Annotated in this window: 15 protein-coding genes; 8 read left to right on the forward strand and 7 right to left on the reverse strand. The window is 40.5% G+C overall.

The window, feature by feature from the left end:
* The first annotated feature begins 31 nt into the window (after positions 1-31).
* Both AACU32_RS26610 and AACU32_RS26615 read left to right on the forward strand, forming a co-directional pair.
* Positions 32-661, forward strand: coding sequence for a HupE/UreJ family protein (locus AACU32_RS26610; RefSeq protein ID WP_096604172.1), 630 nt, complete (start codon positions 32-34; stop codon positions 659-661).
* A gap of 826 nt (positions 662-1487) precedes the next feature.
* Positions 1488-1793, forward strand: a complete 306-nt coding sequence (locus AACU32_RS26615; protein ID WP_096604173.1) for a hypothetical protein — start codon at positions 1488-1490, stop codon at positions 1791-1793.
* A gap of 128 nt (positions 1794-1921) precedes the next feature.
* On the opposite strand, the gene surE is transcribed toward AACU32_RS26615, so the two are convergent.
* On the reverse strand, positions 1922-2602 hold the full coding sequence (gene surE, locus AACU32_RS26620; protein WP_096604174.1) for a 5'/3'-nucleotidase SurE: 681 nt from the start codon (positions 2600-2602) through the stop codon (positions 1922-1924).
* A 539-nt stretch (positions 2603-3141) separates the two neighbouring features.
* Here surE and psb32 point away from each other — a divergent pair.
* Positions 3142-3879: a photosystem II repair protein Psb32 gene (gene psb32 / locus AACU32_RS26625; protein WP_096604175.1), complete on the forward strand. Its 738-nt coding sequence runs from the start codon at positions 3142-3144 to the stop codon at positions 3877-3879.
* 65 nt (positions 3880-3944) lie between these two features.
* On the opposite strand, the gene AACU32_RS26630 is transcribed toward psb32, so the two are convergent.
* The 3 genes from AACU32_RS26630 to AACU32_RS26640 form a co-directional block, all read right to left on the reverse strand.
* Complete coding sequence (locus AACU32_RS26630; RefSeq protein WP_096604176.1) at positions 3945-4328, reverse strand: DUF4346 domain-containing protein; 384 nt, start codon at positions 4326-4328, stop codon at positions 3945-3947.
* A gap of 56 nt (positions 4329-4384) precedes the next feature.
* A complete protein-coding gene (locus AACU32_RS26635; RefSeq protein ID WP_096604177.1) occupies positions 4385-5575 on the reverse strand; it encodes a GNAT family N-acetyltransferase in 1191 nt (396 codons plus the stop codon).
* A 142-nt stretch (positions 5576-5717) separates the two neighbouring features.
* Positions 5718-6458, reverse strand: a complete 741-nt coding sequence (locus AACU32_RS26640; protein ID WP_096604178.1) for a RibD family protein — start codon at positions 6456-6458, stop codon at positions 5718-5720.
* Positions 6459-6752: 294 nt separating this feature from the next.
* Here AACU32_RS26640 and AACU32_RS26645 point away from each other — a divergent pair, with 294 nt between their 5' ends.
* The 5 genes from AACU32_RS26645 (at position 6753) to AACU32_RS26665 (ending at position 10654) form a co-directional block, all read left to right on the forward strand.
* Positions 6753-8801 (forward strand): ATP-binding response regulator, encoded by a 2049-nt coding sequence (locus tag AACU32_RS26645; protein WP_096604179.1) that lies wholly within the window; start codon positions 6753-6755, stop codon positions 8799-8801.
* The gene (locus AACU32_RS26650) at positions 8798-9376 is read left to right on the forward strand and encodes a hypothetical protein (RefSeq protein ID WP_339378295.1); all 579 of its coding nucleotides are present in this window, start codon (positions 8798-8800) and stop codon (positions 9374-9376) included. The genes AACU32_RS26645 and AACU32_RS26650 overlap by 4 nt, the downstream gene beginning before the upstream one ends.
* A 258-nt stretch (positions 9377-9634) precedes the next feature.
* A complete protein-coding gene (locus AACU32_RS26655) occupies positions 9635-9925 on the forward strand; it encodes a type II toxin-antitoxin system Phd/YefM family antitoxin (RefSeq protein ID WP_096604181.1) in 291 nt (96 codons plus the stop codon).
* Positions 9922-10251 carry a type II toxin-antitoxin system RelE/ParE family toxin gene (locus tag AACU32_RS26660; RefSeq protein ID WP_096604182.1) on the forward strand — a complete coding sequence of 110 codons (330 nt, stop codon included), beginning with the start codon at positions 9922-9924 and terminating at the stop codon, positions 10249-10251. Before AACU32_RS26655 ends, AACU32_RS26660 begins: the two co-directional genes overlap by 4 nt.
* Positions 10252-10510: 259 nt before the next feature.
* Positions 10511-10654: a hypothetical protein gene (locus tag AACU32_RS26665; protein ID WP_339378296.1), complete on the forward strand. Its 144-nt coding sequence runs from the start codon at positions 10511-10513 to the stop codon at positions 10652-10654.
* Positions 10655-10671: 17 nt separating this feature from the next.
* Here AACU32_RS26665 and AACU32_RS26670 read toward each other — a convergent pair whose 3' ends face one another.
* The 3 genes from AACU32_RS26670 to AACU32_RS26680 form a co-directional block, all read right to left on the reverse strand.
* Positions 10672-12456 carry a tetratricopeptide repeat protein gene (locus tag AACU32_RS26670; protein ID WP_339378297.1) on the reverse strand — a complete coding sequence of 595 codons (1785 nt, stop codon included), beginning with the start codon at positions 12454-12456 and terminating at the stop codon, positions 10672-10674.
* Positions 12446-13738, reverse strand: a complete 1293-nt coding sequence (locus AACU32_RS26675) for an ATP-binding protein (protein WP_096604183.1) — start codon at positions 13736-13738, stop codon at positions 12446-12448. The genes AACU32_RS26670 and AACU32_RS26675 overlap by 11 nt, the downstream gene beginning before the upstream one ends.
* Positions 13739-14279: 541 nt before the next feature.
* The gene (locus tag AACU32_RS26680) at positions 14280-14426 is read right to left on the reverse strand and encodes a hypothetical protein (protein WP_339378298.1); all 147 of its coding nucleotides are present in this window, start codon (positions 14424-14426) and stop codon (positions 14280-14282) included.
* Between the last annotated feature and the right edge of the window lie 162 nt (positions 14427-14588).

Consider the following 14588-nt stretch of genomic DNA (forward strand, 5'->3'; position numbering starts at 1 on the left):
AATTATCAAAAAACTTATTTGGTATAAATGGATGTTAACAGTTGAATTATCAACATCTGCCAAAGATGTAAAGCGTAGTTATGCTGGAGCGATCGCGGCTCTTGCTTTAATTAGCTTATTGATTTCCTTGAGTGGATTTCACGGACATCCGGCTATTTCTAATTCCTGGGAAGGCTTGCTTTGGGGAATAGCAGATCCAGTAATTAGCTTAAATCGTCTGGCTAGTCTTGTAGCCATTGGTTTACTCTCTGCGGGAATAATTCGTGGCGCTTTGATTGCTGCATCTTTCGGCTCAGCCGCAGCCTTTGGGATGGTGATTCATCTATTCCATGTAAATATACCAGGTGTCCAAATCGGGATCGCCACGTCCACAATTGCCTTTGGCGCTATGCTGATGATGTTAAACAAACCGAACTCTGTTGTGCTCTCAGTTATAGGAGCGATCGCTGGTTTGTTACACGGTTATGCTGGGGCTGAATCCGTAATGGATACAGGAATTATGCCCTTAGTCATCTATGTACTGGGCGTTACCTTAACTCAATGTGCTGTGGTGATGAGTGCTAGAGAAATTTACTCTATTTTGCCAAATAAGATTTCCCTTGGTGGTTTAGCTTTTTGTGCGATCGGCATTGTCTTTTTGGGCAATGCAATTAACTTATAGTGCCTCAGGGTAGAAAACACAATTTTGAAACTGGTGTTGTCCCAAAAAGCGGGTTTCTGTGAAGCCAGAATCTCCCACCAAGCTATGCTGTGCTGGGAGATTGTCAAATATTTGACAAATCCTTTTTTCACTACAAAGGCACAAAGACACTTAGAAGAATTCCTGCGCCTAATTAATCGTATTAAAAATAATTTATTTTACCGTAAAATTACTGTATTCATCGCCAAATATCTGCTATAAGGTGTGACCAATTTAAATTAAACATTCTTTCCTTAAGGCAATCAATATTAAAAAGACTCACCCACAAATTGCGGATTTAGTCAGTAGTCACTAGTCATTTCATGTCAGACAAATTACTTATGATATATCCGCAGCGAGTGTAACGGAGTGAAACAACGCAATTGCAGGAGTTTTGTGATTGCTACTCTCTCCGCTGGCAATGAAAATTTTTTAAACAGACGTGATATCAGTGGCAAAGATATATTGATACAGCCGACAACAGAACAGGAGATGAAACCAGATCTAAAAATAACTGACAAATGATCTGCAAAGCTTAGTAAATATGCGAACCAGATGTGTTTCAGCATACTGACTTTTTGAATTTTTAGGATAAAGTTAATTAAACAACTGTAGGAAAAGGTAAATAATCATGAGAAAAATTTGTAATCAAGTTGATTATCGCTATAATTTGCTACGAATAAATACGTATTAATGGGTAATTACATTTAAATAGTGGCGGTTTTCCAGTATTAATGCGTATATTAAATTATTCAATAACCGTGGCGGTATTTGTATGTTGATCTCGGAACATTAGGGTGGTGGAGAAATGATTTCAACAGGAGTCGAAGTTAAGATAGGCCGATTGGAATCGATTGTTGAGCAAATCGGCGAAGCAGTACTTTCTACTACGGAGACAATTGAGAGTCTAGCGCAAAGACTTGAGACTCTTAGCGTGCAAGTTGAAGCGCAAGGCAAGCAGTTACAGCAACAGGGTTATCAAATTTTTGCATTGTGTGACGCTGTACAGACTCTTGCGGAATCTCAAGATGATTCATTACAAAAACTCAGCCAACTGACACAAACGCTAGATAAGCTGATGATACTGCTACAAGGGTCAGATGAAGAAGAATGAGGGGGATGTGGTTCGACTTCTCTGCGAGACGCTACGCGAACGCGGTAATCGAGCGGAGTCGAGATTCACCAACCGGGGGACAAGGGGGACAACTAACTATTGACTATTGACTCTTGACTCTTGACAATTCACACCCTTAATTTGGTAACAGAAATGTTACCGGAAAAACAGACATCCACATCGCTACCAGGAGTGCGATCGCGTTTGCCATATTCCCCGACATAATAAAAATCATCGCCTTCAATCCGATAGTTAATTGGCAAGGCTTTGGTACAGGGTTGGCAAAACACCACTTCCGGATCTGGTTCTCCTGGTTGCAGATGTGGCAGATTTACGTTCCAGAAGTGTCCTGGTTCTAGGGGACGCTGAAGTAAGTCAGCCAAAACTTCAGCTGTGAACTTAGCAGCGAGTTCCCAGTCAAAATTTTGCTTGGCTTTGCGATAGTGAGAAATGGCAATTCCCGGTATCCCATTCATTGCAGCTTCTCGCACCGCCGCTACTGTACCGGAAATGTAAGCATCGACACCTAAGTTACCCCCGGCATTGATCCCCGATAACACAAATTTGACATCTTCACTAATTTGTGATATTGCAATTCTTACACAATCAGCGGGAGTCCCGGCGATCGCATATTCAGTGGGCGATCGCCGCTGGAGGTTGATGGGGCGAGTTGTAGTAACTTGATGTCCACAGCCAGATTGATGATCTCTCGGCGCAGCGATAATTACATTTTCTTCTTTGACAGCCTTGAACAGCGCTTTAATTCCAGGCGCGTCGATACCGTCGTCGTTAGTGAGGATGATAGTCATATATTTGAGGAAAGCCAGTGGAATTCTATCGTCAACCGCCGCTAGAGTCTACCAATATTCTGCAACCGCTACCACAGTTGAGCGATGAGCAACTGCAACCCAAAACAACTCTGCATTACTTGAGAAGCTCGTAGCAAAATTATCCTGGTTTCCCAACTCATAATGCCAATTTGTACAGCAGTTGAGTGAAAAGAAATAAAAGGGCGATGGCAATTAATCAAACTTTTCGCCACTGCCTAAAGTACGAAAGATTAATATTTTAAAACAACAACCCTAAAAATCTGAAATTATATGGTAATATCCCCCAATGGTTTGCAAAATCCGCCTAATTTGAGAATTTATCTCTAATTGGGCGGATTTCCTTGAAAATAGCTAAAAAAAACTCAAATCTGGGTTCTGACAACTGACCCAGCTTCGCGCAATAAAATCTATCTTTGGGGTATGGCGAAAACTTTCAGGTGGAAAAAGACATCAACCAGGTGATTTTGACAGTGGTTGTGTAGTATTTTTGGTGCAAGTCTGTCTCTCGAGTTTATCCAATGGAACAGCTCCTCAACCAAGCAATTATCATCCAAAAATACCTGACTAAGCTAATTCTGCCATTAGTAGCGATCGCTCTAGTTTCCTTGCTAGTTGTGCCTTGTGCGTTAGCCACTGGCGCATATCAAATACCCAATCTGGCAGCAGATAACAGCACCTGGGTTGTCGATCAAGCCGACACTATCAGTCGGATCAACGAAGGTAAGATTAGCAGCACCTTGTCAGATTTGGCAAAGCAAACTGGTTACGAAACCAGAATTGTCACCATTCGCCGACTTGACTATGGGGAAACACCAGAAAGTTTCGCCAAAGCGCTGTTTGAAAAATGGTTTCCCACAAAAGTTGCACAAGCTAATCAAACTCTATTGGTAATTGACACTGTAACAAATGGTACTGCAATTATCACTGGAGATAAAGTCAAGACTTTGCTGACAGACGATATCGCTCAGAGCGTAGCGTCGGAAACAGTAATGGCACCACTAAGAGATGGTAACAAATATAACCAAGCCTTCTTAGATGCCAGCGATCGCCTAGTCGCCGTCCTCTCTGGTGAAACCGATCCCGGCCCACCCAAAGTTGTGGACAAGGTACAGGTAGAAGGGACATTCAAGAAAGCCTCCGAAACCGACCAAGGTAATGCAACGGCTTGGGTAGTAGGGCTGTTAATTGCCGCCACTATTATCCCAATGGCAACTTATTACCTCTACCAAGTTAATCAACCATCTAACAATGGTTAATGGTTAATAGCTGATAGTTGACTGTTAACCGTCAACTGTTAACGGTCAACAATTAGCAGTTAAGTTCAATCTTGAACGTACTCAAGCCCTGTTACTAAAGCCACCTCAGCCCGGACAAATTCTCTACCCAAATAAGCTGCATGGTCTAAAAGACTAACTGGACAGGGCTGAGTTTCTTCAAATATTTTGACGCAAAGTTCCTTAGCGGTTCTAGCACTAAATACAGTGGTGTTAGTTCGTTCTACTTTTCCTTTAGCAGGAATCACCTTCCCCGTTTCTGGATCTACAGCTAAACCACGCTCATCAATTACATTTGTAAAATGCTTGGCATAAATTAATTTTGCCGGACGATCCAAGTAGATAATGAAATATCCGCTAGGGTCAAGATCAATATGTCGCCCAGAAAGCTGATCGTCAATCGCTGCCAAATCTTCTACCATCAAATCCATAGTCATGTTTCAAAGCAAATTTTTGCAAAGTTTATCCGCTCCATTTCCAGTGTAATTTATTGTCTTTCAATATCTCGGTTACTAAAAGGTAACTCCGCATTAATCGCGTCAATTTCCTGCTGTTCGAGTTGATTCACTTCTTTAATGTAGGGCAACAAAATTTGTGATAAACGGCTGTTGTAAAAGCGGTGCAAACTGTGATTGGGTTTAGCAGGAAAACCGCGCCGTTTTTTGTGCCGTCCACCAGCACCAGGGTCAAAAATTTGAATATTGTTAGCGATCGCCCATTCAATTGGCGCATAATAGCAAGCATCAAAATGCAAGCAATCGATTTCTTGAAAACTTCCCCAATAGCGCCCATACAGTCTATCGCCCTTAAATAGACAAAAAGACATTCCTATCGGGTGACGGCTATCTTGCTCACTGTAAGCAGGAAAAAATAACACCCGATGGCGGTAATTGCTGTGTAACTGTTCAAAAAACCGCTTTGTCAGGTATTTACTACCCCACCAGCCAAACTTGTCACAAGTATCAGCATAGAACTGATACATCAAAGGAAATAGAGAATGAGGAATTTCATCCCCAGTCAGCGGTTGCAGTTTTAAACCCGCTTTTTCCACCGCTTTGCGTTCCCGCTTAATATTGCGACGCTGATTGGCGTTGAACACAGCTAAGTAATCATCAAAATTATTAAATCCAACATTTTCCCAGATGTAACTGTGATGCAACCAAGTTGTCAAGCCTTGTCGTTCCAGCACAGGCCGCCATTGGGGATCGACATAAAGAAAATGACAGCCAGAAATGCGATGCTGATTGCAGAAAGAGTCAATCTCATGCAACATCAAACCTGTAATTTCATCCTCATCTTCTCCCGCAGCAATTAAAAAGCGATAGCCTTCAGCCGGAGTAAAGGGTGTCATTCCCAACAATTTCGGGTAATAATCCACCCCAATACGTTCAGCTAAACTTGCCCACTGGTGATCGAAGACAAATTCGCCAGCACTATGTCCTTTGAGATAGAGTGGAGCCGCAGCAATCAGCGTTCTGTCACGCCACAAAGTCAAGTGATTTGGTAACCAACCAGTTCTCCTTGTAGCGCTGTGGGATATTTCCAGATTGTTCAGCCACTCCCACTCTAAAAAAGGAGTTTTCAGCGGTAAAGCCAAAGCATCCCAAGCCTGTTGGGGGATTTCGGCAATTTTCTCGCTCCAAACGATAGAATAGCGAGGTTTGAGTTTTTCTATCATCGTGTGGTTTTTAGGGAAATGAGGGACTAGGACTAGGGGCTAGGGGGATCAGGGGGACAAGGTAGGACGAGGGAGACAAATGCCCAATGCCCCATGACCCTGTCCCGCCACAAGCCCAATGCCCAACCCCTAATAGAGTAATCTAATCTACTATTTGTTGCAGTTTATAGTGTAAAAACACTTCCTGATCAACTTGGCGAACTTCCAGAAGTTGGAGGCGGGGAGCTAAATTTGCTGCAAATCCTTCACCTTGCACAGGTGTGGGTGCGCTAGCACCGCCCAAAATCAAAGGACATACAGTCAGCCATAATTCATCTATTAAATCTAATTCCAGCATAGAAGCTACTAACTCCCCACCCCCTAATATTGCTAACCGTGTTATATGTAGATATGCCAGGTGTTGCAGCGCGGCAAGAATGTCAATCTTGCCTGTTGGTGTTTCAAAAACCAAAATTTGCTCGAATTTCGGAGCCAATTCCTGTGGGGGAGTTCCCGCCTTTGTAGGAAGTTTCCCTTCGCGTCTTTGCCAGGAAAGTGCCCCGGCTGTAGTCGTGAGCAACCAGCGTCTAATTGGTTGTTGAAAAAAGTGAAGTTCCGGATTGAGGTTAGCAGCGTGTGTAATGACTATATGAAGTGGCTGGGCAGATTTGCCCCCCTGTATTCGATGTTGCAGCAGTGTTGGGTGTGATACGGTTAGTGTAGTGCCGTAGGCACGGAGAGTACCAGCACCAAATAAAACGGCATCAGAGGCAGCAATTTGTTCTTCCAGGTGTGCTTTATCAGCCTTTGAGCCAAACCGAGCGGGTTCTCGCCTGAAATCTGCTATTTTGCCATCTGCACTCATTGCCAAAACTACTGTGGTATGAGGACGATGTTGCACCATTGAATTGCTTTGATAGTTTTAATATATTCCTTGCTAGTGCGTGGAATTAACAAAAATCCATACCTGCAAGTAACTGCCTACTAATTTCCCAACTGTATACATATGCAACACCAGTCTGTTTTACATCTAACCTTTAGGGGTTTTGGTATACTATGTTTCATTTTGTCGAACGAAGCTTTGATATCTTTAAAATTTGGCAATAAAGTAGTCATAACTTCATAAAATGTCTCATTTAGCTGGTTTAATTGCATATCTTTGGCTGTTGTGGTTTGCAGATGCGAAGTGAGACATTCGATGGCAAAGCCTCGTCAATCATCCTTTCGGCGGATATTATTAACGAGAATATTGCTGGTGTTTGTGCCAGTATTATTCATAGGAGAGATAGTAGCCTTAAATAAGGCACGGACTAGCCTGTTGGAAACTTCTCGACAGAACTTAACGGAAAGTGCTGTCATCAAAGGTGAGAAGATTGGAGACGCGATCGCTACCCTCAAAACTAGTTTACTCATTATGAGTAAAACAAAACTTATCGAGTCGCCGTCACCAAGCGAGACGCAAGAATTTCTCACTCAGGTAGCACAACAACTACCAACCCAAATTGACTGTATTCAATTAAAGGACTTACAAAAGGACGATATTGTTGCCAGTAGTTGTGGTGACAAAACAATTGAAGAACCAAGTTCATTTTTACCCAGTCAAGGAATTGATATTACAACAATATTACCTCCAAAGGCGGGAACCACTGGTTCCAGAGATTCGCAAAACCAACTGCAATTATTATTATCTGCCCCAGTCTACGATGATGCAGGTAAATTGCTTTATAGCTTAAGTATTAAGTCAAGATTATATCAACAAACTCAGAAGCAACCGGGATCGCTCACAGGTTCTTTGGTAGTTTTCGATGAAGATGGCACAATTTTAGCCCATCCATTACCAGAAAGAGTGGGAAGTAATATTCAAGAGTACTTAGATGCTTCTCAACTGCAAAAACTTATTAAAAATGCAACTATTGGGCAAAAAGGTTCGATAAATTTGTCCTTTCAACAAGGGCAAGAACTATTAGCTGGATATACTGTTATTACCGATCCCGTCAAACAACAATCGCCACAAAAATGGGTCGTTTTAGCTGTTACCAGTGTCAATAATGCTATTTTTGGTTTGGAAGAAATAAAACTTATTCTCATAGTTTTAACAGTTGGCTTAATAGGTGCAAGCTTGTTGGCTTCTTTATATTTAGCTCCTTACCTAGCAGGGCCTGTAGAAGAATTGCGAGATTATGCTCTCAATATAGACAGCAACAACAAAGATCAACCAGTTCCCCACAATTTTAAAATTCGCGAGTTTAATCAACTAGCACAAGCTCTAGACCAAATGGTGGAAAGGCTCAAAGCTTGGGCTGAAGAACTAGAAATAGCTTGGAAAGAAGCAAAAACTGCTAATCAAATTAAAAGTCAGTTTTTAGCTACAACTTCCCATGAATTGCGCAACCCACTAAATATTATTATTAATTGTGTTCGCTTGGTTCACGATGGCTTGTGCGATAACCGAGAAGAAGAAATAGAATTCCTAAAACGTGCCGATGAAACAGCGATTCATCTATTAGGAATTATTAATGATTTACTTGATATTTCTAAAATTGAAGCTGGCAAACTTTCAGTTGTGACAGAACCCATTGACCTGCACAAATTGCTGCTAGAAGTAATTAATTTACAATCAGTGAATGTGCAACAAAGAGGCTTACAATTGAAAACCGATCTGGGTAGTGAAGTAATTCCAGTTAAAGCCGATGCAGCAAAACTCAAGCAAGTACTAATTAATGTGATTGGTAATGCTACTAAATTTACTGAAAAAGGAAGCATTACGATCGCCTGTGAAATTCAACACAGCGACGATCAACCTCAGGTACTCATTCATGTTACAGATACAGGCATGGGCATCGATCCTGCCCAACAGCATAAACTATTTCGCCCCTTTATGATGGTAGATGGTGCGAGTAGAGGCAAAATAGAGGGTACAGGATTAGGATTGGCGATTTCACGCAACTTAATCGAACTCATGAAAGGTAGCATTACCCTCAAGAGTGCAGGACTTTATCAAGGTACAACAGTAACTATAGCCTTGCCTTTAATAGATATTGCGCTGTTATTTCCTCCAGAAGCGGAAGGAAAGTTAAGCGATATTGAAGTCTCCGCCACAGATGAAGTAAAAAGAGGAATTAATGGCTACGCTAACCTTCGCGAAGAACCACTAGTTAATGGATCTACAAAAGCTGCAATAGATGGACAGCAGCACGATGTTCCAATTTTAGACGATAGCCGGGAAGTAACTAGTTCTGTTGGGTGAAATTTTTAGTTCAAAAGTTAAGCGATCGCCTTCACAACCCCATCATTTCGCCTCAAAACACGAAACTTCTCGTCCCAAATCGCAGCTTTGAGGTTTTGAAGTACAGCGATCGCCTTCACAACCCCATCATTTTGCCTCAAAACACGAAACTTCCAGTTCCCAATCTCAACTTTGAGGATTTGAAGCACAGCGATCGCCTCTACAACCCCATCATTTCACCTCAAAACACAAAACTTCGCCTTCCAAACCCCAGCTTTGAGGATTTGAAGTCAAGCGATCGCCTTCACAACCCCATCATTTCACCTCAAAACACAAAACTTCGCCTTCCAAACCCCAGCTTTGAGGTTGTGAAGTCAAGCGATCGCCTTCACAACCCCATCATTCCGCCTCAAAACACGAAACTTCGCGTTCCAAACCCCAGCTTTGAGGTTTTGAAGTACTGCGATCGCCTCCACAACCCCATCATTCCGCCTCAAAACACGAAACTTCGCGTTCCAAACCCCAGCTTTGAGGTTTTGAAGTACTGCGATCGCCTCCACAACCCCATCATTTCACTTCATAACACGAAACTTTGAGCTTGAAACATCAAATATCGAGCTTAGAACACGAAACTTTGAGCTTGAAACATCAAATATCGAGCTTAGAACATGGAATGTCGAGTTCGGAACACAAAACTTCGAGTTTGAAACAGGAAACTTTGAGCTTGGAACTTGAAATATTGAGTTTAGGCGATACCTGCGGTTAGCTTTGCTAACGTTCTTTTCACAATTTTATTGACAAACTCAGCAAATTATTATTAGCATTTAATTAAATGCTAATAAAATGCTAAGGCTATGATAAACCTTTCCAGAGATATTCATTCCCTCACCGAGTTTAAACGTAATACGAATGAGTTTTTGCAGCGTCTGAAGCAAACAAAACACCCCTTAGTTCTAACTGTCAACGGAAAAGCAGAGTTAGTTGTTCAAGATGCAGAATCTTATCAGGAACTTTTAGATGCTGCTGAGTTAGTAGAAACCTTAAAGGGTATTAAAATTGGTTTGGAACAGATGCAAGAAGGAAAAGGAAAAAAAGCTGAAGATTTTTTCCATGAACTGTTTGATAAATTAGACAGTTCCCAATGAATCAGAAATATCAGGTCATTATACAACCCGCAGCGCAAAAGGCTATAGAAGAAGCCTATTTTTGGTTTAGTAATGTTTCTGCTAGCAAAGCTCGACAATGGTTAGAAGGATTATATCAAGCTGTCTTATCACTAGAAACAATGCCTAATCGTTGTTCTCTAGCATTTGAAAATAATTTTTTTGAGCAAGAAATCAGACAATTAATTTATGGAAAAGGACGAAATGCCTATCGGATTCTTTTTACCATTGTTGATGATAGTGTTGAGATTCTCTTTGTGAGACACGCTGCTCAAAAACCGATAATAGATGAGCCTGATGAGGAATAATTTGTTTGCTAAAGCAGTAATTTGCAGTTCAAAGCTTAAGCGATCGCCTTTACAACCCCATCATTTCACCTCAAAACACGAAACTTCGCCTTCCAAACCCCAACTTTGAGGATTTGAAGTCAAGCGATCGCCTTCATCACCCCATCACTCCACCTCAAAACACGAAACTTCTCGTCCCAAACCCCAACTTTGAGGATTTGAAGTCAAGCGATCGCCTCCACAACCCCATCATTTCACCTCAAAACACAAAACTTCGCGCTTGAAACAGAAACATTCTCACTTGAAACTAAAACGTTCTCGTTTGAAACAGGAATGTTCTCGTTTGGAACAGGAATGTTCTCACTTAAAACAGGAACATTCTCGTTTGAAACCGGAAACGTCGAGTTTAGGCGATCGCGCCTGAGAATTTCCTCATCAATGTTACTTCTCTGAGGCGAGGCGATCGCTAATATATGCTAAATTTTCACGAGCGGTAACAGTACGGGGATGATTTACACCCCAAATTTGCTGACAAATATCTAAAGCTTGCTGATACAGGGGTTTTGCTTCACTGTAACGCCCTGTTAATCGATAAATTTCTGCTAAATTATTGAGACTTTCGGCGACATTAGGATGATTATCTCCTAACAGTTGTTTATCAAGTTCTAACGCTTTTATACACAAAGTTTCTGCCTCATTAAAGCGTCCTTGTTCTCGGTACATATAGCCCAAAGCGTAAATGGTATCTGCCAAAAGGGGATGGGCTTTTTGCAGTAAACGCTGCTTGATTTCCAAAGATTGTAAAAACAAAGTCTCGGCTTCTTGATAACGCCCTTGAGCGCGGTATATTAATGCTAAATTGTGAAGATCTGTCGCTACCTCTGGATTCTCTTCTCCTAAAAATCGCTTATCTAATTCTATTGCTTGGAGCGATAATCGTTCAGCTTCTCCGTAGCGTTCTTGATGATAATAAAGTAGTGCTAAATTATTGAGAATTATCGCTAGAGAAGGATGATTTTCCCCAAGCAGATGTTTTCTCATTTCTAATGACTGTAGATAAAGAGGTTCAGCTTCGTTGTAACGTTCTTGTTGATCGTATAGTAATGCCAGATTATTGAGAATAGCGGCAACATCAGGATGATTTTCTCCCAACAAGCGTTTCCTCAATTCCAAAGCTTGTTGATATAAAAGTTCTGCTTTGCTGTAGTGTCCAGTAGATTTATAAAGATTGGCAAGATTATTCAAGCTAGTAGCAAAAGAAGGATGATTATCTCCTAAAAGACTTTTAGTCAGTTCTAAAGCTTGTTTATATAAAGGTTCCGCCTCCTTGTAGCGTCCTGTTGCGCGGTAAAGTCCTGCTAGATTATTCAGATTAGCAGCTAAATCTATCTGCAAACCTAATTCACTGTACAAATCTATCGCCTTACGCCAATACTTAATTGCTAGTTCCTGTTCTTTTTGATAATTTTGAGACTCACCCCGATCTAACCTACTACGATAAATATCACCCAACCTGGAATATAAAGTAGCCAAGCTGGGATCTTTGGTTCCTTTTTCCTGTTCAACTTTCTCGATTAACCTTTGTAAATCTTGGATAGGCAAAAAAAACGAGTGATTTTCATTAGTATCAGTGCTGGCTAATTCCGTGTCTCTAAAAACAAAGCGTATCGGTTCTAGTTCTTTACCTGCGATCGCATTCGTTTTTTTTGAGACAAATCGGAAAACTCCATTGCGCCAACTCCAAAAATCAGGAGCTTTTTTAATCAAGTTGACTAAAATTTGATTAGTTACCCAAAGTACAATCGCAAACGGAAATTCTCGCAATCCTTCCCTTGTCCACTGTAAATAACCAAAAAATTTTTCCTGTTCTGATTGTTCTTCCCCTAATTTGAGAAAATAAAGTTGTTCAGCACCCGTAATAGTGATGATTGCTAGATTACGTTGACGGAGATATTCTTCTTGTTGCACTAATTGGTTTAGAGCAGCTTTCAGGCTCGGTTCCTGTCGTGCTAAAATCACCCGATATGGACGAAAATTCGGTTGGAGTTCGGCTTCGTACTTAGAAATAATCTCATCACGAAAATTACCATCATCGCAGACAGCAATTAGTAAATTTAATCCCCGTTTTTGTGATTCAATAGAAACAATTAAATCATCATAAGCATCTTGATTCTCTCGCTCATGCTCTAACAAATCTCCATCATCTGAAAATTCTTCATTCAACACGGATAACTCCTTTCCTTTTCAAGCTTTCTATCAGGATTGGATGAACATCATACCAAGTTTCATCAGTGCGATATTCTAAAACATATAGCCCATGTAGCAAATCTAAAAATTCAGGCTGTTTAGGATCGTTGGGCATAAATTGAGCGTAGACACTTTGTAAAATATCTATATCAACTTTTCCTAAGCGTATGGAAAAATCATTACGAATTTTATTAATAGCTTGGACTAAAATTTTCTCATCAATGAGAATTTCTTCTGCTGGATTTCTGCGGATAAGACGCAAACAAATGCGACAGCATTCTTTAGCAATTCTGATTAACTCTCGTAAGACTCCGCCACTGTAAATAACAATTTTTTCAGCAGTTTTATCCGCTATTAACTCACTAGAAATTCGCTTTTGTAAAACCTCACCAAGAATCTTGATTGTCTCAGGACGAGGCTGGGTATTAGGCAGCCGATTTTTACCCTTCTCGAAAATTTTTAACACAGGCATTACCACAATTTGGTCGTTAGTTTCTGTGGTAATTATCGTGCTGATAAATGTTTCGCGTAGCACAGCAATTGGGATAGTGTAGATTATCCGAAAATTAGGTTGACAAAGTGCTTTAATATTATCCTTATAAATTTCGTTAACTCTACCTAAATCGAGTTTATCTAAATCATCAATAATCACTAAAACATCTTGTTTAGTAGCAGTTTGAATTAAAGCAGCAATTTCGTTAATTCTCGCTACCAAATCTGAAATTTTGCGTTCAAATTCTTGTTTAATTTCATCCCTTACAGTCGCATCAGCTTTTAATTTCGAGCTAATCAGCTTGAGCAAATCAAAACCTATTTCGGCTTCAGCTTGTAAATTTAATTCTTCAGTGCGAGTGCGGGTAGCAAACCATTTATAAAGAGCTTCTTTTGTCGATTTAGGAATTTCAACCTGACGCGCTTCCGCCTCAGACATTAAATTAACTGCAATAGCAAACAGGATATTAATATGATTAACGGCTGACATTTCAATTTTGTCAGCAATAGAGAATAAAACTACAAAATACTTATTTTGAATTTGTCTGCTAAACTCAGCTAACAAAGTTGACTTACCACATCCGCGATGTCCGGTAAAGATAATCTTACTATCCCCATTGGGGCTATCTTCAACCAATTGGTTAAGATCTGCAATCAAATCATCACCATATTCAACTCTAAACTTTTCCATTTCATTTTGTTCCATCAACGGAAATAGTTCGAGATTGCTGTATGCTTCCTGAAACAAATTTAATAATTCTTTAGACATTCGCTAGTCCCGTAAACGTGCCAACTATTCATATAATGGCTTATTTTTTTTACGGTAAAACTTCAGATTATACCTGCGGCGGGCTGCGCCAACGCACTTCGCAATTCACACCAATTAATGATTACTAAGTGACAAATATATTAGGTTATAAAAATAAAACTCTGGCTTGCAGTATGACAACAGATAGATTAGGAATAGAGAAGAAAAGTGAATAATAGTCAATGATTAATTATACACATAGCAAATAGGAATAAATGTTAGTTTATACATTTACAATAGTAAAAGTTACTTAACAAATAAATAAAATAAATTTTTTAGTTAGAAAATTTAATTTTCAACATACTTTACCGTTGCACAGCTTTCCTAGCTTCTCAAGGGTAGATTTTTCTCAGCATCTACGGGATTCAGTGGAAGACTTCGTTAGTAGCATCATTAGCGATCGCCTTTGCAAACCCCATCATTCCACCTCAAAACACGAAACTTCGCCTTCCAAACCCCAACTTTGAGGATTTGAAGTCAAGCGATCGCCTTCACAACCCCATCATTTCGCCTCAAAACACGAAACTTCGCATTCCAAACCCCAACTTTGAGGATTTGAAGTCAAGCGATCGCCTTCATCACCCCATGATTTCACCTTAAAAAGCGAAGCTTCGCGTTCTAAACCCCAGTTTTGAGGTTTTGAAGTCAAGCGATCGCCTCCACAACCCGATCATTTCACTTCATAACACAAAACTTCGTCTTCAAAAGCCCAGCTTTGAGGTTGTGAAGTCAAGCGATCGCCTTCAGCACCCCATCATTCCACCTCAAAACACAAAACTTCGCCTTCCAAATCGCAGCTTTGAGGTTTTGA

The sequence above is a fragment of the Calothrix sp. NIES-2100 genome (assembly GCF_963875285.1).
GTDB lineage: Bacteria > Cyanobacteriota > Cyanobacteriia > Cyanobacteriales > Nostocaceae > Aulosira.